Origin of the sequence: Flaviflagellibacter deserti (assembly GCF_042652085.1) — a bacterium.
Lineage (GTDB): Bacteria > Pseudomonadota > Alphaproteobacteria > Rhizobiales > Methylopilaceae > Flaviflagellibacter > Flaviflagellibacter deserti.
The window spans coordinates 847855-868481 of sequence record NZ_JBHSJF010000006.1 but is presented as its reverse complement, the minus strand read 5'-3'; the positions used below and the strand labels follow the sequence as shown (position 1 = coordinate 868481).

23 protein-coding genes are annotated in these 20627 nt (G+C 64.6%); 11 read left to right on the top strand and 12 right to left on the bottom strand.

Translation table 11 applies throughout. The features are described 5' to 3' along the window. Positions 1 to 93: 93 nt before the first annotated feature. Positions 94 to 1491, bottom strand: a complete 1398-nt coding sequence (gene argH, locus ACFPFW_RS11225) for an argininosuccinate lyase (RefSeq protein ID WP_114957931.1) — start codon at positions 1489 to 1491, stop codon at positions 94 to 96. Here argH and tlpA point away from each other — a divergent pair. Next, entirely contained in the window at positions 1372 to 2181 is an 810-nt protein-coding gene (gene tlpA, locus ACFPFW_RS11220; protein ID WP_379771470.1) for a thiol:disulfide interchange protein TlpA, read from the top strand. The two genes, argH and tlpA, sit on opposite strands and share 120 nt — an antisense overlap. Before the next feature lie 2 nt (positions 2182 to 2183). On the opposite strand, the gene ACFPFW_RS11215 is transcribed toward tlpA, so the two are convergent. The 3 genes from ACFPFW_RS11215 to ACFPFW_RS11205 are packed head-to-tail and all read right to left on the bottom strand — an operon-like array spanning position 2184 to position 2910. After that, a complete protein-coding gene (locus ACFPFW_RS11215) occupies positions 2184 to 2456 on the bottom strand; it encodes a hypothetical protein (RefSeq protein ID WP_114957933.1) in 273 nt (90 codons plus the stop codon). A 1-nt stretch (position 2457) separates the two neighbouring features. Beyond that, positions 2458 to 2652: a hypothetical protein gene (locus ACFPFW_RS11210; protein ID WP_162799743.1), complete on the bottom strand. Its 195-nt coding sequence runs from the start codon at positions 2650 to 2652 to the stop codon at positions 2458 to 2460. Positions 2653 to 2706: 54 nt separating this feature from the next. Then, entirely contained in the window at positions 2707 to 2910 is a 204-nt protein-coding gene (locus ACFPFW_RS11205; protein WP_114957934.1) for a hypothetical protein, read from the bottom strand. A gap of 152 nt (positions 2911 to 3062) precedes the next feature. On the opposite strand from ACFPFW_RS11205, the gene ACFPFW_RS11200 reads away from it, so the two are divergent. Continuing rightward, complete coding sequence (locus ACFPFW_RS11200; RefSeq protein ID WP_114957935.1) at positions 3063 to 3323, top strand: BrnA antitoxin family protein; 261 nt, start codon at positions 3063 to 3065, stop codon at positions 3321 to 3323. On the opposite strand, the gene ACFPFW_RS11195 is transcribed toward ACFPFW_RS11200, so the two are convergent. The 4 genes from ACFPFW_RS11195 to ACFPFW_RS11180 form a co-directional block, all read right to left on the bottom strand. Further along, positions 3324 to 4205 (bottom strand): 3-hydroxybutyryl-CoA dehydrogenase, encoded by an 882-nt coding sequence (locus ACFPFW_RS11195; RefSeq protein ID WP_114957936.1) that lies wholly within the window; start codon positions 4203 to 4205, stop codon positions 3324 to 3326. Between the two features lie 131 nt (positions 4206 to 4336). Further along, complete coding sequence (locus ACFPFW_RS11190; RefSeq protein WP_379771467.1) at positions 4337 to 5026, bottom strand: rhomboid family intramembrane serine protease; 690 nt, start codon at positions 5024 to 5026, stop codon at positions 4337 to 4339. Between the two features lie 137 nt (positions 5027 to 5163). Further along, positions 5164 to 5361, bottom strand: a complete 198-nt coding sequence (locus tag ACFPFW_RS11185) for a twin transmembrane helix small protein (protein WP_114957938.1) — start codon at positions 5359 to 5361, stop codon at positions 5164 to 5166. Positions 5362 to 5377: 16 nt separating this feature from the next. Then, positions 5378 to 5875, bottom strand: a complete 498-nt coding sequence (locus tag ACFPFW_RS11180) for a TspO/MBR family protein (protein WP_379770735.1) — start codon at positions 5873 to 5875, stop codon at positions 5378 to 5380. Positions 5876 to 6049: 174 nt separating this feature from the next. Here ACFPFW_RS11180 and ACFPFW_RS11175 point away from each other — a divergent pair, with 174 nt between their 5' ends. Both ACFPFW_RS11175 and ACFPFW_RS11170 read left to right on the top strand, forming a co-directional pair. After that, entirely contained in the window at positions 6050 to 8080 is a 2031-nt protein-coding gene (locus tag ACFPFW_RS11175) for a methyl-accepting chemotaxis protein (RefSeq protein WP_114957939.1), read from the top strand. Positions 8081 to 8207: 127 nt separating this feature from the next. Next, a complete protein-coding gene (locus ACFPFW_RS11170) occupies positions 8208 to 9374 on the top strand; it encodes a YihY/virulence factor BrkB family protein (protein ID WP_114957940.1) in 1167 nt (388 codons plus the stop codon). On the opposite strand, the gene ACFPFW_RS11165 is transcribed toward ACFPFW_RS11170, so the two are convergent. After that, positions 9375 to 9656, bottom strand: a complete 282-nt coding sequence (locus tag ACFPFW_RS11165; protein WP_114957941.1) for a hypothetical protein — start codon at positions 9654 to 9656, stop codon at positions 9375 to 9377. It lies immediately after the preceding gene. Between the two features lie 104 nt (positions 9657 to 9760). On the opposite strand from ACFPFW_RS11165, the gene ACFPFW_RS11160 reads away from it, so the two are divergent. After that, positions 9761 to 10030 carry a KTSC domain-containing protein gene (locus ACFPFW_RS11160; protein WP_114957942.1) on the top strand — a complete coding sequence of 90 codons (270 nt, stop codon included), beginning with the start codon at positions 9761 to 9763 and terminating at the stop codon, positions 10028 to 10030. Here the strand turns inward: ACFPFW_RS11160 and ACFPFW_RS11155 are convergent. Further along, complete coding sequence (locus tag ACFPFW_RS11155) at positions 9960 to 10223, bottom strand: BolA family protein (protein ID WP_114957943.1); 264 nt, start codon at positions 10221 to 10223, stop codon at positions 9960 to 9962. The two genes, ACFPFW_RS11160 and ACFPFW_RS11155, sit on opposite strands and share 71 nt — an antisense overlap. Before the next feature lie 142 nt (positions 10224 to 10365). Here ACFPFW_RS11155 and ACFPFW_RS11150 point away from each other — a divergent pair, with 142 nt between their 5' ends. The 4 genes from ACFPFW_RS11150 to ACFPFW_RS11135 are packed head-to-tail and all read left to right on the top strand — an operon-like array spanning position 10366 to position 14940. Then, positions 10366 to 11001 (top strand): J domain-containing protein, encoded by a 636-nt coding sequence (locus ACFPFW_RS11150; protein WP_114957944.1) that lies wholly within the window; start codon positions 10366 to 10368, stop codon positions 10999 to 11001. Positions 11002 to 11061: 60 nt separating this feature from the next. Continuing rightward, positions 11062 to 12051 (top strand): cobaltochelatase subunit CobS, encoded by a 990-nt coding sequence (cobS, locus tag ACFPFW_RS11145; protein ID WP_114957945.1) that lies wholly within the window; start codon positions 11062 to 11064, stop codon positions 12049 to 12051. Positions 12052 to 12064: 13 nt separating this feature from the next. Further along, positions 12065 to 13960 carry a cobaltochelatase subunit CobT gene (gene cobT, locus ACFPFW_RS11140; protein ID WP_114957946.1) on the top strand — a complete coding sequence of 632 codons (1896 nt, stop codon included), beginning with the start codon at positions 12065 to 12067 and terminating at the stop codon, positions 13958 to 13960. A gap of 29 nt (positions 13961 to 13989) precedes the next feature. Continuing rightward, positions 13990 to 14940 (top strand): esterase-like activity of phytase family protein, encoded by a 951-nt coding sequence (locus ACFPFW_RS11135; protein WP_379770727.1) that lies wholly within the window; start codon positions 13990 to 13992, stop codon positions 14938 to 14940. A 157-nt stretch (positions 14941 to 15097) separates the two neighbouring features. Here ACFPFW_RS11135 and ACFPFW_RS11130 read toward each other — a convergent pair whose 3' ends face one another. Next, a complete protein-coding gene (locus ACFPFW_RS11130) occupies positions 15098 to 15706 on the bottom strand; it encodes a queuosine precursor transporter (RefSeq protein WP_114957948.1) in 609 nt (202 codons plus the stop codon). A gap of 10 nt (positions 15707 to 15716) precedes the next feature. Continuing rightward, on the bottom strand, positions 15717 to 16016 hold the full coding sequence (gene rpmB / locus ACFPFW_RS11125; protein WP_114957949.1) for a 50S ribosomal protein L28: 300 nt from the start codon (positions 16014 to 16016) through the stop codon (positions 15717 to 15719). Between the two features lie 274 nt (positions 16017 to 16290). Between rpmB and ACFPFW_RS11120 the strand changes: the two genes are divergently transcribed. Together ACFPFW_RS11120 and ACFPFW_RS11115 are read left to right on the top strand one after the other, a co-directional pair. Further along, positions 16291 to 17169, top strand: coding sequence for a DUF3108 domain-containing protein (locus tag ACFPFW_RS11120; RefSeq protein WP_162799744.1), 879 nt, complete (start codon positions 16291 to 16293; stop codon positions 17167 to 17169). Positions 17170 to 17464: 295 nt separating this feature from the next. Next, the gene (locus ACFPFW_RS11115) at positions 17465 to 20626 is read left to right on the top strand and encodes a helicase-related protein (protein ID WP_114957951.1); all 3162 of its coding nucleotides are present in this window, start codon (positions 17465 to 17467) and stop codon (positions 20624 to 20626) included. The last annotated feature ends 1 nt before the right edge of the window (position 20627 follow it).

Below are 20627 nucleotides of genomic sequence, written 5' to 3'. Positions count from 1 at the left end.
GAATTCCCGGAAAATGAATCATACGCGGATACGTCCCCATCCTGTTCGCAACATCGTGGATGAAGGCTTTCGGCGCAAGGGCGGGATGGCCGCTCAACGGCTGGACGCTTCGTCGGCGAGGCGCTTTTGCCACGCTTCGGCCTCGCGCGCGACGTTCGCGGGTGCCGTTCCGCCGAAGCTGGTGCGGCTCTCGACCGAGCGTTCGACGCCGAGGACGTTGAAGATCGCATCGGTGATGCGCGGCTCGATCTCCTGAAGGTCCGACAGCGTCAGTTCCTCCAGCGCCTTGCCGAGCGACGAGGCTTTGCCGACGATGCGGCCGGTGACGTGGTGGGCTTCGCGGAAGGGGAGCTTCAATTCCCGCACCAGCCAATCGGCGAGGTCGGTGGCGGTGGCATAGGCCGCTCCCGCGGCCTTCTTCATCGCCACGGCGTCCGGCTCGAGGTCCTCGATCATGCCGGTCATCGCGATCGTGCAGAGGCGCAAGGTGTCGAGCGCGTCGAACGAGCCTTCCTTGTCCTCCTGCATGTCCTTGGAATAGGCGAGCGGCAGCCCCTTCATGACGGTAAGGAGGCCGATCAGGGCGCCGATGACGCGACCCGTCTTGCCGCGCACAAGCTCGGCGGCGTCCGGGTTGCGCTTCTGCGGCATGATCGAGGAGCCGGTGGTGAACCGGTCGGACAGGCGGACGAAGCCGAATTGCGGCGTCGTCCACAGCACGATCTCCTCGGCCAGACGCGACAGATGGGTCGCAGCGATCGCAGCGGCCGACAGAGTCTCCAGCACGAAATCGCGGGAAGATACGGCGTCCAGCGAATTCCGCATCGGGCCGGAAAAGCCGAGCGCCGCAGCGGTGGCATGGCGATCGATCGGAAAACCGGTGCCGGCAAGGGCCGCCGCGCCGAGCGGGCTCTCGTTCAGGCGGGCGCGCGCATCGGCGAACCGCCCACGATCGCGCGAGACCATCTCGACATAAGCGAGAAGATGATGGCCGAACGTGACCGGCTGGGCGCTCTGCAGATGAGTGAAGCCCGGCATGATCGTACCGGCATGCGCCAGCGCCTTTTTCGCGAGTGCGGTCTGGAGACCGGCGAGAACCTTGTCGGTCGAGTCGATCGTGTCGCGTACCCAAAGCCGGAAATCGGTGGCGACCTGGTCGTTGCGGGAACGCGCGGTGTGCAGGCGGCCGGCCGAGGGGCCGATCAACTCGGCGAGGCGTGACTCGATGTTGAGGTGGATGTCCTCGAGGGCCCGCGAGAACTTGAAGTCGCCGGCCTCGATCTCGACCAGGATGTCGCTCAGGCCCTTGGCGATGGCGCGGGCGTCAGCTTCCGGCAGGATGCCCTGCCTGGCGAGCATCGCGACATGCGCTTGCGAGCCACGTATATCCTGAGCATAGAAGCGCTGGTCGAAATCGATCGACGCGTTGATCGCTTCGAGTGCGGCATCGGGCCCCTCTGCAAAGCGCCCGCCCCACATCTTATTGCTCATCTACAAGCCCCTTTGAGGCATGATACGGACCAGCCCATGACCGATGAGACAAAGCGCTCCGGATCGACGGTGCGGCTTCTCGCACTGGCCGCCGTGCTTGGCATCGCCGCCGGCGTGGCGGCGATATACGTGAGAAGCGCGGCGGATAGCAATCAAGGAGCGCTCGCCTGTGCGGGCGATCAGAAGGCGATCGAGCGGATGAAACCGCTTGCTCGCGGGGAGGTCGCGGGCGTCCTGGTACCGGACCGGCCGCGCGCTTTGCCTGAGCTGACCTTCGTGAATGCCCAGGAGCAGCCGCTGAATCTCGCCGATTTCACCGGGAAAACTGTGCTCCTGAACATCTGGGCGACCTGGTGCGTGCCTTGTCGGGAGGAGATGCCGAATCTCGATCGTGTGCAGTCGGAACTGGGCAGCGACAAGTTTGAGGTCGTTGCCGTCTCGATCGATCTCGACGGCTTTAAGAAATCGGTCCCGTTTCTGGAAGAATTGAAGCTCGCCAACATCAATCGCTATGCCGAGCCGACCGGAAAGCTGTTCCAGGCGCTGAAAATGGCCGGGCGCGCGGTCGGATTGCCGACGACATTGATCATCGACGGATCGGGTTGCGAGATCGGCTATTTGCCGGGGCCGGCGGTATGGGATTCCGAGGACGGAAAGGCGCTGATAAAGGCCGCCGTCGGAGAGTCTTGAGCTTAAGCGAGGGTGTCGAGGCCGGAGAGCGCTGAGCTGTACCTCTCCTGCAATTGTGTTTGCACGCGTTCGTTGGCGATCTGCATGGTGAGCTGAACCATGCCTGCCGTCGAATCGAGGCTGCCGCCGATCAGATTGTTGGCGGCCGTGCTCTGGTTCGCGACCATGTTGTCGTAGGTCGCCCGGTTGGCCGCGCGCATCGTGGCGCCGGGATCGCGCTGCCAGCTCGGCGTATAGAGATAATAACCTTTGGCGTTGACCTGGAAGGCGCCCATCTCAGGCGTCCCGGTCGATCATGCCGCCGACACCGTCGGGGAGCAGGGCCTTGATGTCCTCGGCCGCGGAGGCGAGCAGGTTGACGATCGACTGATCCATCTCGTTCGCCTGCTTCAGGGCGATCATCGAGGCCTGCTGCGCGCGGCTGCCGGCCTGCATCGACGTCATGGTCAAAGCGAGAGATGCGGTGTCCAAGATCTACTCCTCGCACCCACCCTGACAAACCAGGGTAAACGCGCCGTTAAGAATTCAGGCGCTGCGGTCGAGCCTCTTGCCTGGTCCGGCCAGCCGGTAGCCGGCGAGCCCCTGGGCGTGTTCGGTCGCGTTTTCGAGGACATCGGTGAGGGTGAGTTCATCCGGGTCCGACTGCACGACAGGTGTCTGCTCGGACATGGCCCGGCGGTAGCCTTCGAGAATGGCCGCCGCCGAGGCATTGGCGCTGACCGGGTCCATGGCGCATCTCCGTTCCGGACGAAAATGCACCAAACGGGGCGCGCGATCCCGAAAAGCGGGCTTTTTGGCTAACGAATCGCTGCTGACAAAATTCGAGTTTTCGAGTATAGAGATCGTGTGGGTATGTACGTACCGGCGGTGCGGGGGATCTCATGAAGAAGAAGGGCAAGAAGAAGAACGATGCCGGCGCGGCCGTCGTCGATGCCGCGAGCCCCTCTTCGGCCGCTGATAGCGCCGAAGCCAAGGCGCTCTACAAGCCGGTGAAGCAATCGGTGACGATCCGGCTGGATTCCGACGTGGTGGCCTGGTTCAAGAGCCGCGAGGATCGCTACCAGACGGCGATCAACAAGGTGCTGCGCAAGCACATGCTGAAGCGGCTGAGCGACAAGAAGAAGTCCGCGCCTGCTGAATAATCAGCGGGTCGGAACCGGCTTTTCGCCTCGATAATCGTAGAAGCCGCGCTGGGTCTTGCGTCCCAGCCAGCCGGCCTCGACGTATTTCACGAGCAGCGGGCAGGGGCGGTATTTCGAATCCGCCAGGCCGTCGTGCAGCACCTGCATGATCGACAGGCAGGTATCGAGGCCGATGAAGTCAGCAAGCTGCAGCGGTCCCATCGGGTGGTTGGCGCCGAGCCGCATGGCGTTGTCGATCGCCTCGACCGTCCCGACGCCTTCGTAAAGCGTGTAGATCGCCTCGTTGATCATCGGCATCAGGATGCGGTTGACGATGAAGGCCGGGAAGTCCTCCGCAACCGTCGTCGTCTTGCCCAGCCGCTGGACGAAGTCCCGCGCCACCTCGAAGGTCGGCTCGCCGGTGGCGATGCCGCGCACGAGTTCGACCAATTGCATCGCCGGCACCGGGTTCATGAAATGGATGCCGATGAACTGTTCCGGACGGTCCGTCGCCGAAGCAAGGCGGGTGATCGAGATCGAGGATGAGTTCGAGGCGATGATCGCATCCGGCCGGAGACTTTTGCTGACTTCGGACAGCAGCGCCGCCTTCAGTTCCTCATCCTCCGTCGCGGTCTCGATGACGAGATCGCTCGGCGCAAGATCGCTGAGACCGACCGCCGGGCGAAGACGGGCGAGGGCCTCGGCGCTTTGCTCCTGGGTGATGTGCTGCTTCGCCACCTGCTTGGCGAGGTGGTAGCCGACCGTGGCTATACCGGCCTTGATCTTTTCTTCCGAGATGTCGTGCAGCAGCACGTCCATGCCGGCCAGCGCGCAGACCTGGGCAATGCCGGAGCCCATCTGTCCCGCGCCGATGATGCCGACCGTGCGAATTGGCTGAACCATGATCTGTTACCGGCGGTGCAGGAACGGTTCGGGTGCAAGGCGCATGGGAAGCGGCCGGACCAGAAGAGCGGCGACGGTAATGGTCAAGCTGCGGCCGGTCAACGTGTCCGCGAGCGCAAATCCGCTGGAACTCAGATCGTTTTCGGCGGCCGCCCGAACCACGGTACGTCGTCGCGCTTGAACAGGGGGATCAGCATCGCGCCGGCAAGAAATCCGCCAGTATGGGCCCACCACGCGATTGCGTCGTCCCAGCCGAAGAGGCCGCTTCCGAGCTGAACCACGAACCAGGCGATGATGATCCAGAACGCGGTGACTCGAAGCGGGATGCGGCCGAACAACAGGATCCACATCTTCACCCTGGGATGAAGCAGGAGATAGGCCGCGATTACGCCCGATATCGCGCCCGAGGCACCGATCAGGGGAGCCTCGGAGGTCGGCACCGCCAATGCGTGCGCCGCGGAGCCGGCAATGCCGCAGAGAACGTAGAACAAGGCAAATCGCCAATGCCCCATCGAATCCTCGATGTTGTCGGCGAAGACGAGGATGAAGAGCAGGTTGCCGACCAGGTGGAACGGGTCGCCGTGCAGGAAGAGCGACGTGAAAATCGTCAATTCCGGCGGCACTCCCGCATGTACGGGCGCGGCGGCATGGCCGAAGACGACGGCAGGGATCAGCCCCCAGCCATAGGTCGCTGCCAGATTGTCGTCGAGGACCAGACCGGACTGGAAGATCGTGTAGACGCCGAGATTGATCGCGATCAGGGCCCAGGAAACGAACGGATAGCGGATGAGAATCCTTGGATTTTCGTCGCTCAGCGGCACGAAGACCAAGATCGTCTCTCCGAAGGTTCAGCCGCGCTCAGGGATAGCCAAGCCGCACGCCTGCATTGGTGATCCCGCGATCTTGGCCGCACAGGTCAAGGTTGGAAAGATGCTAGATCGCCGCCGCGATATCGACTTCAGCCACGTCCGCCGGCGACCCAGAGGAACAGCATGATGACGCCGATGGCAACGAACTGGAGCAGGACGCGCCAGCGCATCAGGCTCTGCGAGCGGTCGGGGTCGCCGCCCTTCATCATGTTGACGAGGCCCATGACCAGCACGACGGCGACCGCGGCGATCGCGACGGGGATCAGATAGAAAATCGCGGAATCCATTGGGTCACCCAGGATGTCAGGCGTTCAATCGCCAGATCGTCACGTTGAGAGCGGTCGCGAACATCACCCAGCCGAGATAGGGAACGAGCAGCCACGCGGCGAGGCGATCCCTGCGCGCGAAGGCGACAATAGTCCAGATGATCGCCGCGATCAGCGCAATGATGACGCAGACGCCGGCGAACGGATTCTGGTGGGCGAAGAAGGCGTAGGACCAGGCGACATTGAGAACGAGTTGGACGCCGAAGGGCAGGAGCGCCCGGTTGCTGGCGATCCATCCGCCCGAGGCGCGCACGACGAGCCATAGCGAAACGGCCATCAGGCAAAAGAGGGTCGTCCAGGCGACCGGGAACACCCAGTTCGGCGGGTTGAAGTCCGGCTTTGCGAGACCGGCATACCACCCGAGGTTGGGCGTAGTCAGGGTCGAGCCGAGACGAAGTGCGGTTGCACAGATCAGGAGAGACAGGAGAAGGGCGAGGCCCGAGCGTATGCGGCCGATATTGAAGCTGCGGTCCATGTCCATCATCGTCTGCCGATCACGCATCTGTGTACGGGATTTAGCTCAATCCCAAGAGCATCAACGGGTTCCGGCGTTAGCCGCAACATTCTGTTAAGCGGTAATGCGTATTTGTACCAATCAACCGAAGGTGGCAAATCACCTCAATGGGGGCAAAGGCTGGGGAGTATAGTAATGCGTATTTTCTCCGCGTTTCAGCGAGTGAATGTGTTCAAGCGCGTGCGCGTTCCGGCCGCACTGACATCGGTGCGCCTGCGTGTCTCGCTGCTGAGCATCGCTCCCTTGATCGCCCTCCTCATTGTCGCCGGCACGTTCCGGTTCGGCCAGCATGAGGTGGCGACGGCGGTCCAGCGTGCCGACAAATATTCCGATATTTCCAGCGAGGTTGAGCGTTTCCGCGGTCAGCTGGCGACGATGGCGTCGGCCGTGGCGCAATATCGCCTGAAGCCGACCGACACGATCAAGGGATCGTTCGACCAGGCCAGGAAAGAGGCGACGCGGGCGATCGAGGCGATCCGTGCCAATGTCGACGACGAGAATTTTCTGGTGACTGTCGGTCTGCTCTCCGACGGCCTGAACCAGACCGCCGACGCGTTCGCGGATATCGTGAAGGCGCAGGCGGTGCTCGGCACCAAGCAGGCTCCCGGTGTTGATCAGAAGCTGCAGGCCGCGGGCGACGATCTCGAGGTCTTCATGGAGGATAAGCTGAATGCGCTGGGCGAGGACAGCTATGCGATCGCCAAGACCGTCCAGGAAATCCGCAAGCTCGAAAAGGGCTACATCATCTCCGGCACGTCCTCGCTGTTCGACCAGTTCAACAAGAGCCTCACGACGCTGGGCGACCAGCTGAAGGACAATCCGCTTCTGGATGACGGAACGAAGAATAAGGCCGCCGAGGCGATCTCGACCTATCAGCAGCTGTTCAAGGATTGGCGCACCGCCCGCAACAAGCAGGGGACGGCAGCCAATGTGACGAGCGACACGCTCGAGAACGTCTCGCTGAACACGAGCGCGCTGCTGGCCTTTGCCCGCGACGGCAAGACCCAGACGGCCGGGGTTCGGCATCAGGCCGAGCAGTGGACCAACATGGTCGCGGTCGGCATCATCGTGATCGCCATTCTGGTCTGCTCGACGCTCGGCTTCTTCATCGGCCGCAGCATCACCAAGCCGATGTCGGATCTCACTTCCGACATGCGCCGGTTGGCGGATGGCGACACCAATATCGAGGTGAAAGGCGCCGAGGGCCGCAATGAGTTGTCGCAGATGGCTCGCGCGGTGCTCGTGTTCCGCGACAACGCGATCGAACGCGAACGGCTTACCGGCGAACAGGCCGCTGCTGCGACCCAGCGCGAGGCCCGCGCCCGCGCGGTCGAATCGCTCGTGCACGAGTTCGAGGCGCTGGCCAATTCCGCGATCAACGGCGTCCGCTCGGCCGCCGGCAATCTCGAGGAGACGGCGTCGAACCTGATCGAGGCCTCGACCCGCGTCACCGAAGAGGCCCGGGCGGCCGGCAATGCCGCCAACAGCGCCTCCGAGAACGTCACCGCGGCGGCCACCGGAGCGGAAGAGCTCGCTCTGTCGATCCAGGAAATCGAGCAGCAGGCGCTCAAGTCGACCGAGGTTTCGTCTCGCGCGGTCACGGAAGCCAATCGCACGTCCGATACCATGGGTGGTCTCGCGACGGCGGCAACCCGCATCGGCGAGGTCGTCAGCCTCATCGAGGCGATTGCATCCCAGACCAATCTTCTCGCCCTCAATGCCACCATCGAGGCGGCCCGGGCGGGCGAAGCGGGCAAGGGCTTCGCGGTCGTCGCGCAGGAGGTGAAGACGCTCGCCTCGCAGACAGCGAGCGCAACGCAGGAAATCGCCCGCCAGATCGGCGCGATCCAGGAGGCCTCGGCCGATGCCGGCGTCGCCATCGAGCGCGTCAGCGGCATCATCTCCGAGACCTCGTCTATCGCGGCCGCCGTCGCCGGTGCAGTCGAGGAACAGACGGCCTCGGTGCAGTCGATCGCCGGCAACGTCGCCCGGGCGTCGAACGAAGCGCAGTCCGGCTCCTTGGCCATGGCCTCGGTCGAGGAAGCGGCGGCATCCGCCCGCATGGTCGCCGACGATGTCGCCAATCTCGCGACCGACCTGTCGAAGGAGGCGCAGCGGCTCGAAGAAGCCGTGAACGGCTTCCTCCGCGAGGTTCAGGCGGCCTGACGAACCGGCATTGCCGGACTATCGACAAAGGATCGGGGCGCGTTGCGGTTGAACCGTGACAGCGCCCCGATCCTTTGTTTATGGCTAGTCTTCAGGATGCAGGAACGCCGCTTTGGCTCGGAGCCGTATGAAATCTGCCTGGGCCATCGTCTATGACGTCTATCTGCGCTTCACCGCGCATGACGCCTGGGCGATCGCGAGCCATGTGGCGATGTCGGTGCTACTCGCTCTGTTTCCGTTCCTGATCGTCGTGACCGCGCTCGCTTCGCTGATCGGCACGCCGCAGGTCGCGTCCGAGGTGATCGGGCTGGCGTTCGAGGGATGGCCGGAGTCTCTGGCAGCGCCGCTGGCCGGTGAAATCACTCGTGTGTTGACCGGACGCCGCCTCGACCTTCTGACGGTCGGTGTCGTCCTTCTGCTGTGGACTGCGTCCTCGGCGGTCGAGGCGATGCGGGTCGCGCTCGTCCGGGCCTATGGCGTTCCGGACCTCAGGACCTGGTATTTCAATCGTCTGCAGAGCACCGGCTTCATGCTGCTCGGCGCGGCCGGCATGCTCGTGCTTGCGGTGGCCGTCGTCCTGTGGTCGCCCATCTGGGAGTTTGCGGTCCGATATTTTCCGGAGATCCGGGCAGCGACCTGGTCGGACGAGTTCTTCCGCTATAGCGCGACCGGCCTGTTCCTCGCGGGCGGGCTGATCCTCGCCCATCTGTGGCTGCCGCCGCAGCGCGTGCCGATCCTGTTCATCCTGCCGGGCACCGCGCTGACCATCGTTCTCTGGCTCGTCGGCGCGTCCGTATTCGGATACTGGCTGGCGCGGTTCAGCAATTACGCCTCCACCTATGCCGGCCTCGGCGGCATCATGGCGGTGATCTTCTTCCTCTACATGAATTCGGTCGCCTTCATTCTCGGCGGCGAGTTGAACGCGGTTCTGGCATCCAGGAAGCGGGCAAGGGATACGCGGCTGGCCCAGCAGGGACCGTCGCCGGAACCCGGCCCGGACGCGCACGTTGGTCCCCGAAAGGAGATCATCGTGACCGACCACCGCACGCACGACACCCCGCCCCGCAAAAACGCCACCGAGGCCCGTCAGGGCGCCAGAGGGACCCCGGTTCTGTGGGTTCTGATCTGTGGTCTGGCGCTCGCGGTCGTGGCGCTGTTCTTCTTCCTGTCGACGGATGTTCAGAATCCGCCGCCGGTGCCGGTAGAGCAGCAGCCGGTTGGGCCGAGCTCCGATGCGACGCCGAACAATGCGGAGCCGTCGCGGCTCGACGCGCCGCCCGGCCCGGCCAAGTGATCAGCGGCGATTGCGGTCTTCGGGCGGCAGGACTTCGTATTCCGCGTCGATGATCGTCTCGCTTGCGGACCGCGGCGCGCGGGCACTCTTTCGGGCACGCCAGCGATAGACGGCGTCCAGCACCAGGAGCGCGGGGAACACGACAAGGAAGACGCCGGTCGCCACGATCGCCAAAGTCACGACGATCGCGGCCGCGATCGCGCCGATCACGGCGATTTGCCATGCCGGCATGCGGGATGCGCGGAGGCGGAACAGGCCGAAGGGTTGGTTTGCGTTCATCATCTAAACCTAGACGCCTTATATCGGCCTTCGCCGCTCCAAATCCAAGCGCCACGAAACCGCAGGACTCCGGCGGCGTTTCCAATTGAAAGATTCGGAGGCGAGAAGTGCCCTCGACCGCGATCAAACAGATTGCCTATCTGCCGGACGACCGCGAACTCGACGTGACATTCGTCGGAAGCAATCGGACCTACACCTATTTTGGCGTCGAGCCCGAAGTGCACGAGGATTTTGTCCACGCGATGTCGAAGGGACAGTTTTTCAATGCACGTATCAGGGATCGCTACGAATATCGGCTCAAGACGGCTAGCTCGCCGAAGCCTCGATCGCCAGAGCGTGGACCCGCTCGCGGAGTTCCTCGGCCAACACGGCATTGACGGCGCGATGGGTCTCGACCCGGCTCTTGCCGGCGAATTGCGGCGAGCCGATGCGGACACGGAAATGGGTTTCCCCACCCTCGCGCCAGCCGCCATGGCCCGCATGCTGGTGGCTCTCGTCGATGACCTCCAGCCGGGTCGGTTCGAAGGCGGCGCGAAGTTTCGATTCAATGCGGTTTCTAAACGTGCTCATAGCGCCTACATAATGGCTCCGGCTCGTCGAACGAAGCGTTCTGCGCGCCGTCGTGATCGATCCGTCAACCCTTCTATCGCATCCTGAGACCAGTGGCCGCGTTCGCTTGTCGCGCCCGCCGGAGCCGCCCATAATCGACGCTATGAAACTTGATTCACCCTGGTTCGATCGCATCCGCGCCGCGCGCAAGCCGACGGCTGCCGAAGCACAGGCGAAGCCCGGAATGTGCGAACACCCCGGCTGCGCCGACAAGGGCGATTTTCGCGCGCCGAAGGGGCGTGACCGCGAGGGTCAGTACTGGCGATTCTGCTTCCAGCATGTCCGCGAGTACAACCAGTCATTCAATTATTTCCGCGACATGCCGGACGACGCGGTTGCGGCCTGGCAGAAGGATTCGCTGACCGGCCATCGCCCGACATGGACGATGGGCGTCAACCGTGCAGCCGGCGGCAAGGTCCCGCCGCGGCCGCATTCATCTCATCCGCGCTTCGGCAATTGGGATTTCGCGGACCCCTTCAACGTATTCGGAGGCGATGCCGAGGCGCGCCGGCCCGAACCCGAGGCACCGCGTCGCCGCGCCCTCAAGAAGGTCGAGCGGAATTCGCTGATCGAACTCGGCCTGGAAGAGAGTGCGTCGGGGGAAGAGATCAAGGCCCGTTTCAAGACCTTGGTGAAACGGCTGCATCCCGATGCAAATGGCGGTGACCGTGCGACCGAGGATAAATTGCGCGCTGTCATCCAAGCCTATAATTACCTAAAACAGGCTGGTCTCTGCTGACTGGCATGTCGCCCATGGCGGGCGGCCCACGGCCGTGCGGGTCGTGGTTCAGGAGGTTTCATGGCGACTGTAGCTGAAGGCGTCCGGGGTATACCGGACATGAAGGTGTCCGTACGTCAGACGTTCGGTATCGACTCTGACCTGGAAGTGCCTGCTTATTCCGAGACCGACGACCACGTTCCGGATCTCGATCCCGATTATCTGTTCGACAAGAACACGACGCTTGCGATCCTCGCCGGCTTCGCGCGGAACCGCCGCGTGATGGTCACGGGCTATCACGGCACCGGCAAGTCGACGCATATCGAGCAGGTCGCGGCGCGCCTCAACTGGCCGTGCGTGCGCATCAATCTCGACAGCCACGTCTCGCGTATCGACCTCGTCGGCAAGGACGCGATCGTCCTGAAGGACGGCGCGCAGGTCACCGAGTTCAAGGACGGCATGCTGCCCTGGGCGCTGCAGAACAATGTCGCGCTCGTCTTCGACGAATATGATGCCGGCCGCCCGGACGTGATGTTCGTGATCCAGCGCGTGCTCGAAGTATCCGGCCGCCTGACGCTGCTCGACCAGAAGCGCGTCATCCGTCCTCACCCGGCCTTTCGCCTGTTCGCGACGGCGAACACGGTCGGTCTCGGCGACACGTCGGGCCTCTATCACGGCACCCAGCAGATCAACCAGGGTCAGATGGACCGCTGGTCGATCGTGACGACGCTGAACTATCTGCCGCACGACAACGAGGTCGATATCGTCCTCGCCAAGTCGCCGCACTACAAGGGCAGGCCCGAAGGCCGCGAGATCGTCTCGAAGATGGTCCGTCTCGCCGACCTGACCCGCAACGCGTTCATCAACGGTGACCTGTCGACCGTGATGAGCCCGCGTTCGGTGATCACCTGGTCCGAAAACGCCGACATCTTCAGCGATATCGGCTTCGCGTTCCGCCTGACCTTCCTCAACAAGTGCGATGAGCTGGAGCGGCCGCTGGTCGCCGAGTTCTATCAGCGCTGCTTCGGCCAGGAACTGGCCGAATCCGCGGTGAATGTCGCACTGAGCTGAGCCAGGTCGAGTCATGGCCGCCTCGAATTCAGGACCGACCAAGCCACGCGAACCGCCGAGCGAGCCCCTGAAGCGCTCGGTGGCCGCGACCTTGCGCGCGATCGCGGGCAAGTCGGATCTCGAAATCAGCTTCTCGCAGGAGCGAGCCTCGCTCACCGGCAATACCGCACGTTTGCCGGAACCGCCGCGCCGCCTGACCGCGAAGGATGCCGCTGTCCTGCGCGGCAATGCCGACGCTCTGGCGCTGAAACTCGCCTGCCACGACCCGAAGCTGCACAACAGGCTCGTGCCGCGGGGAACCGAGGCGCGGGCGATCTTCGACGCCGTCGAGCAGGCGCGCTGCGAGGCGATCGGCTCGCGCCGGATGTCGGGTGTTGCGAACAACATCACGGCGATGCTCGACGAACGCTTCACGCGCGCGAGCTATGATGACCTGTCCGCCCGCGAGGACGCTCCGATCGAGGAGGCGCTCTCGCTGATGGTCCGCCAGCGGCTGACCGGTATCGAGCCGCCGGCGTCCGGCCAGAAGGTCGTCGACCTCTGGAAGGGCTGGATCGAGGAAAAGGCCGGCAAGAATCTCGAAGACCTCGATCTGGTCCTGAACGACCAGATCGCATTCGCGCGTTCCATGCGCGAACTCCTGACCGCGCTCGAAATGGGCGACGAATTCGCCTCCGATCTCGACGAGATGACGGATGAGGAGGGCGACGCGGACACCGACAAGGATCCCGGCCAGGAAGAGGGCGGCGAGCGCGGCGAGGAGAGCGCCGAGGGTGCCCAGTCGGCGGAGGCCGAGGCGACCGACGACGAGCCCGATTTCGGCGAGATGGAGCAGGCCGACGCGCCGCCTTCCGAAACGCCGGACGAGGCGGAGGAGGGCGACGCCGAGGACATTAACGAGCCGCCGCGGCGCCAGCTGTCGAACACTCAAGGTGTGGCCGTCGACTACCGCGCCTTCACCAACCGCTTCGACGAGACCATGCACGCCGAGGAGCTCTGCGACGCCGACGAGCTGGCGCGCCTCCGCTCGTATCTCGACAAGCAGCTCGCCAACCTCCAGGGCGTCGTCGGGCGTTTGGCGAACCGGCTGCAGCGCCGCCTGCTCGCGCAGCAGAACCGCGCCTGGGACTTCGACCTCGAAGAGGGCACGCTCGATCCGGCGCGTCTGTCCCGCGTCGTCACCGATCCGATGCAGCCACTCTCCTTCATGAGCGAGCGCGACACCGATTTCCGCGACACCGTCGTCACGCTCCTGCTCGACAATTCGGGCTCGATGCGCGGACGCCCGATCACTGTCGCGGCGACCTGCGCCGACATTCTAGCGCGAACGCTGGAGCGGTGCGGCGTGAAGGTCGAGATCCTTGGCTTCACGACCCGCGCCTGGAAGGGCGGGCAGTCGCGCGAAGCGTGGCTGCAGGCCGGCAAGCCGCCTTATCCAGGCCGCCTGAACGATCTCCGCCATATCATCTACAAGTCCGCCGACGCGCCCTGGCGCCGGGCCCGGAAGAATCTCGGCCTGATGATGCGCGAGGGTCTCCTGAAGGAGAACATCGACGGCGAGGCGCTGGACTGGGCGCACAAGCGCCTGCTGGCCCGGCCGGAACAGCGCCGCATCCTGATGATGATCTCGGACGGCGCGCCCGTCGACGATTCCACTTTGTCGGTCAACAACGGCAATTATCTCGAGAAGCATTTGCGGGCCGTCATCGAGGACATCGAGACGCGCTCGCCGGTCGAGTTGATTGCCATCGGCATCGGTCACGACGTGACGCGCTACTACCGGCGCGCCGTGACGATCGTCGATGCCGAGGAACTCGGCGGTGTGATGACCGAGAAGCTCGCCGAACTCTTCGACGAGAAGGCGACGCCGAGAAGTCCGGCTCCGCGCCGCGCAACCGTCCGGGCCTGATGTGGACTCTGGCGTCGATCATTCTGGCCATGGCATCGACGCCCGCTTTGGCCGAGCCGATCACGATCACGGCAAAGCCCATTGCCTCCTTCGAACGCGCAAATCCGGAACGGACTGAGTTTGGCGCCCTGACGTTTCGCGGCGGGTTGGAACTCAGGGGCAGCGACCGAAGCTTCGGTGGTTATTCCGGGCTCCGCGTCGAGGCCGACGGCAGCCGGTTCCGCGCGCTTTCGGACCGTGCGACCTGGCTGGAAGGCCGCATCGTCTATGACGGCACCCGGCCGATCGGGATCGAGGATGCCTCGATCGCCGAGGTGCTGGATGCGAAGGGCGCCTCGCTTGTCGGGACGTCGCGAGGCGACACCGAGGCGCTGGAGGTTCGTGGCAGCACGGCCTGGGTGACGACGGAGGGTGTGCCGCAGCTTCTGCGGTTCGATTTCGGGGCGAATAACGCCAATCCGAGGGGCTTTTTGACGATCCGCCTGCCGAAAGGGATGACGGCGATGCCGTCGAATGCGGGCCTTGAGGCCCTGGCGATCGTGCCCGACGGCCAGCCGCGTGCTGGGAGTTTCCTGATGCTCGGCGAGGATCCGAGCGGAAAGGACGGCAATCATCCGGCCTGGCTCATTCCCGGCAAAGGGGGCTTCGCGGAGACCCTCAGCCTTCGTGAGCACGACGGCTTCGCCGTGACCGACGCGACCTTCCTGCCGGGCGGTGATCTCGTCGTCCTGCAGCGGAAGTACAGGGCGCCTTTGCTGTCGATCCGCATTCGCCGCATCGCCGCTAAGGACGTCGCCCCGGGCGCGGTGCTGGACGGGCCGCTTCTGTTCGAGGCGAACCTTTCTCAGGAGATCGATAATCTGGAAGCGATCTCGGCGACCAAGGCAGCGGATGGCACGACGGTGCTGACGCTTCTATCGGACGACAATTTCAATCCGTTTCAACGGACGATCCTGCTGCAGTTCGGATTGAAGGAGTGACATGGACTGCCATCCCGGATGAGGGCGAGCTACAGGGCTAGGCTTCTGTTACCGTCATCCTCCGGCTTGACCGGAGCATCCATCGTCGTGGCGAAGGCTGCATGGGTCCTCCGGTCAAGCCGGAGGACGACGGCGTGGTGAACGGAAGTGCGAAAATTCAGCGGCTAGCCGTAACCACTTCAGCCGGCCGGATGCGACCCATCAGTGCGCCGTAAGGCACCAGCAACAGCAGCGCCATCGCTACCTTTACCAGGAAATCGAAAAAGGCGAGGCCGACCCAGAGCGGGACGGTGACGCCGAAGGTCGGATAGGTGACGGGGCCGGACATCATGGGGTCGCCGGCGAAGGCGAGCGAGAAGAACACGACCGTGTCGAGCGCCGAGCCGAGCAGGCTGCCAGCCAGCGGCGCACGCCACCAGGTCATCCGGCGGAGGCGGTTGAAGACGGTGATGTCGAGAAGCTGGCCGAACAGGAACGCCGTGCCCGACGCCAGCGCGATGCGCGGCGAAGCCAGGGCGATCGACAGCACGACGGCGATCGCGAAGCCGCAATAGATGACCCGGCGCGTAAGCGTCGGGCCGAAGCGGCGGTTGGTCAGGTCATTGACGAGGAAGGCGAGCGGATAGGTCAGCGCGCCGTAGGTCAGGTAGTCGCCGAGGCCGAACGCCGTGACGGGATACTGGACCGCAACGTTGGAGAGCGCCACGACGGCCGCCATGGCGGCGACCGGAAGGGCAAGCTGTCGGACGGTTCCGTTCGCGGGCATCGGTGCTGCCTTATGCAGCCGCCGTGGCCTCGCCGGCGGCCTTGACGATCTTGCGGCGCAGTTCCTTGGCCTTCTGCGACAGGTCGTTCTCCGAAGCCTTCAGCAGGAAGGCATCGAGACCGCCGCGGTGCTCGACCGAGCGGAGGGCATGGGCCGTGACGCGCAGGCGCACGGACTGGCCGAGGGCGTCGGACAGCAGGGTGACCCTGACGAGGTTCGGCAGGAACCGGGTCTTCGTCTTACGATTCGAATGGCTGACAAGATTGCCAACGAGGACGGCTTTTCCAGTCAGTTCGCAGCGCCGCGACATCGCAGTGCTCCATATACAAGAATTACGGGGCGAGCAGGCCGGACCCGAAAAGCAAAAGCAGAACAGGCCGCGAGAGCCGGGGCGCTCGAAGGTCGCGCTGTATAGTCGCCAACCCCCTTTTGCGTCAAGCGAAGCCCCGCAGAAACTGAGTCTCCGTTGCAACGGCCGCCCGGAATTGCTCGCCCACTCTCGACGGAACGGGCCGTCTGGAGCATTGTCAATGCTTGAATCGGGCCGGAAGAGCCACGATTTGCGACGCCGAAGGATTACCGCTGTGCCGTCATTGCTCTCAGGTTTGCCGATCGCGCGGCCCGCCCGCATGGCGGTGGTCGCCGTTGCGGCGTGCGTCACGGCGATGCCGGCTCTCGCGGGTGAGACCGAGTTCACGGCCGCCTATACCGCACGTCTCGCGGTGCTCCCCATCAACTTCGCTAGCGGAACCCTGAAGGCGACGGTGCCGGATAAGGGGCGCTACGTGGTCGATTTCGGCGCCGACGGCATGGGCTTCGCGATGAGCGGCAAGGCCATCGGCACGGTCTATCCGGACGGCGTCTGGCCGCTGAGCGCCGCGATCGACACGGCCGACAGCTCCGAAGTTCGCAAGATCCGGATCGCTCTGTCGCGCGGCCGCGTGCGGCGCGATACCGTGACGCCGCCGCTGCCCTATCGTCCGGACCGGGTCCCGGTGACGCAGGAGCATAAGAAGGGCGTGATCGATCCGATCAGCGCGCTTCTGATGCCGGTCGCAAAGAAGTCGGACACGCTGGAGCCGAGCGTCTGCGACCGCACTTTGCCGATCTTCGAGGGTACGGAACGGTTCGACATCAAGATGTCCTATCTCCGCATCGAGAACGTGAAGACGATCAAGGGTTATGAAGGTCCGGTCGTCGTCTGCCGCGCGACGTACAAGGCGATCGCCGGCCACCGGGCGAACGGCAAGCCAAACTATATGGAGCAGAACAAGACCATCGAAGCCTGGCTCGCGCCGATCCAGGGTACCCAGATGGTCGCTCCCTGGAAGATCTCGCTCGTCACCGGCATGGGCACGATGCTGATCGAGGCGAGCGAATTCACCGCGACTCAGAATCCGACCAAACACGCTGATGCCGGCGAGGCCGTCGCCGCTCCGTCCGATAACGGGACGCCGCGTTAACCATCCCTGTGTGACTTATCCACACAGGCGGTTTCGGAGGCGCCCAGATGTTGTCCTTATCGCGCATGCTGATCAACATATGGGGCATCCAAACCGGGAACATCGTCGCGTCTCCGATTCGGCCGGTCTTTGTTCCCTATTAGGCCGAGTGTTAACGTGCGGGCCGAGTAGAACAGACCGTGACTCAGGCGCGAGTCACCGATTCGGGCTGGATTCGTTCCGCCAACGTTCCCAGATTCAGCCCATTAAGGAAAACAGCGGGCCTGCTCGCTAACCGAAGGCCTTCCGCCACCCAATGGACAGATTGAAGACCTTATCGCCGGCCGAACGCGGCCGGGGCGTCACTGCCGTTCTGGGGCCGACCAATACCGGCAAGACCCATCTCGCCATCGAACGCATGGTGGCGCAGGGCTCGGGGTTGATCGGCCTGCCGCTGCGGCTGCTCGCGCGCGAGGTCTATCAGCGTATCGTCGACAAGGTCGGTGTCGACAAGGTCGCGCTCATCACCGGCGAGGAGAAGATAAAGCCGTCCAGTCCCCGCTATTGGGTCTCGACCATCGAGGCCATGCCGCAGGATCTGGAGGTCGACTTCGTCGCTATCGACGAAATCCAGATCGCGTCGGATCTCGATCGCGGGCATGTCTTCACCGACCGGCTGCTGAACCGCCGCGGCCGTCATGAGACCATGCTGCTTGGCGCCGCCACCATGCGAGGGCTGATCGAGAAGCTTTTGCCTGGTGCGAGCATTCTCGGCCGTCCCCGCCTGTCGCAGCTGACCTTCGCCGGCGAGAAGAAGATCACCCGCCTGCCTCGCCGCTCGGCGATCGTCGCCTTCTCGGCGGAAGAGGTCTACGCCATCGCCGAACTGATCCGCCGCCAGCGCGGCGGCGCGGCGGTCGTGCTCGGTTCGCTCAGCCCGCGCACTCGCAACGCCCAGGTCGAGCTCTACCAGAGCGGCGACGTCGAATATCTGGTCGCCACCGACGCGATCGGCATGGGCCTCAATCTCGACGTCGATCACATCGCCTTCGCCGGCGATCGTAAGTTCGACGGCTTCCAGTTCCGCCGCCTGAACCCCGCGGAATTCGGCCAGATCGCCGGCCGCGCGGGACGTCATCTGTCGAACGGTACGTTCGGAACGACGGGTCGTTGCGAACCGTTCGAGACCGAACTCGTGGAAAGGCTCGAGACCCATAATTTCGATCCCGTGCGTTTGCTTCAGTGGCGAAGCCGTGATCTCGATTTCTCCTCGCCCGCCGCCTTACTGGCCAGTCTCGCGGTGGCGCCGACCGAACCCGGCCTGACGCGGGCTCCGACGGGCGAGGACATCGAGGCGCTGGAGCACGCGGTTCGAGACCACGAGACCCGGGATTTCGCCAAGGGCGCCAAGGCGGTCGAGCTGCTCTGGGATGTCTGCCAGGTGCCGGACTATCGGAAAGTTGCTCCGGCCGCGCATGGCGAACTTGTCACGACCCTCTATGGATTTCTGATGCGGGAGGGTAAAATCCCAGCCGACTGGTTCGCCCGGCAGGTCGATCAGGGGGACCGGACCGATGGCGATATCGACACATTATCGGCGCGGATCGCGCATATCCGTACCTGGACATTTGTCGCCAATCGACCGGACTGGCTTGCAGACCCGGCACATTGGCAGGCATTAACACGCGCGGTTGAAGACAAATTGTCGGACGCTCTACACGAGCGGCTGACGCAACGCTTCGTCGATCGCCGTTCGAGCGTGTTGATGCGGCGGCTGAGGGACAAGGACATGCTGGAAGCGCAGGTGACGGAAAGCGGGGACGTGCTGGTCGAAGGACAGCATGTCGGACATCTTTCCGCGTTCCGGTTCACGGCGGATCAAAGCGCCGAGGGTGAAGACGGCCGCGCGCTGCGCGCCGCGGCCCAGAAAGCGCTCGGCGGCGAGTATGCGAGGCGGGCCGACCGGCTGGCCTCCGCTCCCGACAGCGAACTCGTTCTCTCTTCGGACGGCACCCTGCGCTGGCTCGGTGAGCCCGTCGGAAAGTTGGCGTCGGGCGACAAGACGCTCGCTCCGCGCGCCCGGCTTCTCGCCGACGACGTGCTGTCGGCGCCGGACCGCGAGAAGGCGGAAGCGCGGCTCCAGCTCTGGCTGACGACCAACATCCAGAAGCTGCTGGGACCGCTGCTCGCGCTTGAATCGGCCGAGAACCTGACAGGCATCGGGCGCGGCCTGGCGTTCCAGATCGTCGAGGCGCTCGGCGTCCTCGATCGTGCCAAGGTTTCCGACGAAGTGAAGGGGCTCGATCAGGACGCCCGGGCGAGCCTGCGCGCCCTCGGGGTGCGGTTTGGCGCCTATCACCTCTATCTTCCGGCGCTGCTGAAGCCGGCTCCGCGCGCTTTGGCGGCGCAGCTCTGGTCGCTGCATCACAGCCGCGACAATGCCGCCGCTGCCGAGGTTGCAGGCCTGGCGTCGAGCGGACGCACGAGTTTCAAGACCGATCCGAACGGACCCAAGGACCTGTTCCGGGCTCTCGGTTACCGCCTCTGCAACGACCGGGCGATCCGCGTCGATATCCTCGAGCGTCTCGCGGACCTCATTCGTCCCGCCATCGCCTATCGGCCCGGCATCACGCCCGGCGATGCTCCGGCGGGAGCGGCCGAGGGGAACGGCTTCACGGTGACGGTCGCGATGACCTCGCTTGCGGGCTGCGCTGGCGAGGATTTCGCGGCGATCCTGCGTTCGCTGGGTTACCGGGTCGAACGCCGTCCGGCACCGACGGTTACTGCGGCACCGGTTGCGACCGAGGCTGCGCCGAGTGCTGATGCTGCCGAAGCAGTCTCCGATGCTCCGGCGCCTGATCAGGTCGATGCTGAAGCAAGCAGCGAGATTTTGGCTGATGCCGCCGTCTCCGAGCCGGCTCCGGCCGAGTCCGAGGCTCCGGTGGCGGCGGTCGAGCCTGAGGCGCCCGTGGCTACCGAGACGGTCGACCCGGGGCTGGAAGCCAGCAGCGAGGTTCTGGCCGACGCGATCCTGGGCATTCCGGATATCGACGTCGCTTCGTCCGACGCTGCCGCTACGGCTGCCGCCGAGCCGGTCATGATCGAGATCTGGCGCCCGGGCCGGTTCGAGGGCAATCGCCGTCCGGCTCCGAACAACCGCGATCGCCGTCCCGGCCAGGGCGCGCCGGGTGAGGGCGGCGAAGGCCGTCCCGAGCGTTCCGGCAAGCCGCGCCACCAGCGCGGTGGCGACAAGCGTGAAGGCCAGAACCGCGGCGACCGTCGCGAAGGCCAGAACGGGGAGGGCCGCGAGCGCCATGGCAAGCCGCCGCGCCGCGACGATCGCCAGGGCGGCCGCCCCGATCAGCAACAGCAGCAGCGTCGTCCGGAACGCCGCGAGCGGCCGATCGATCCGAGCTCGCCATTCGCGGCTCTGGCCGATCTCAAGGCCAAGCTCGAAAGCGACAAGACCCGGACCTGAG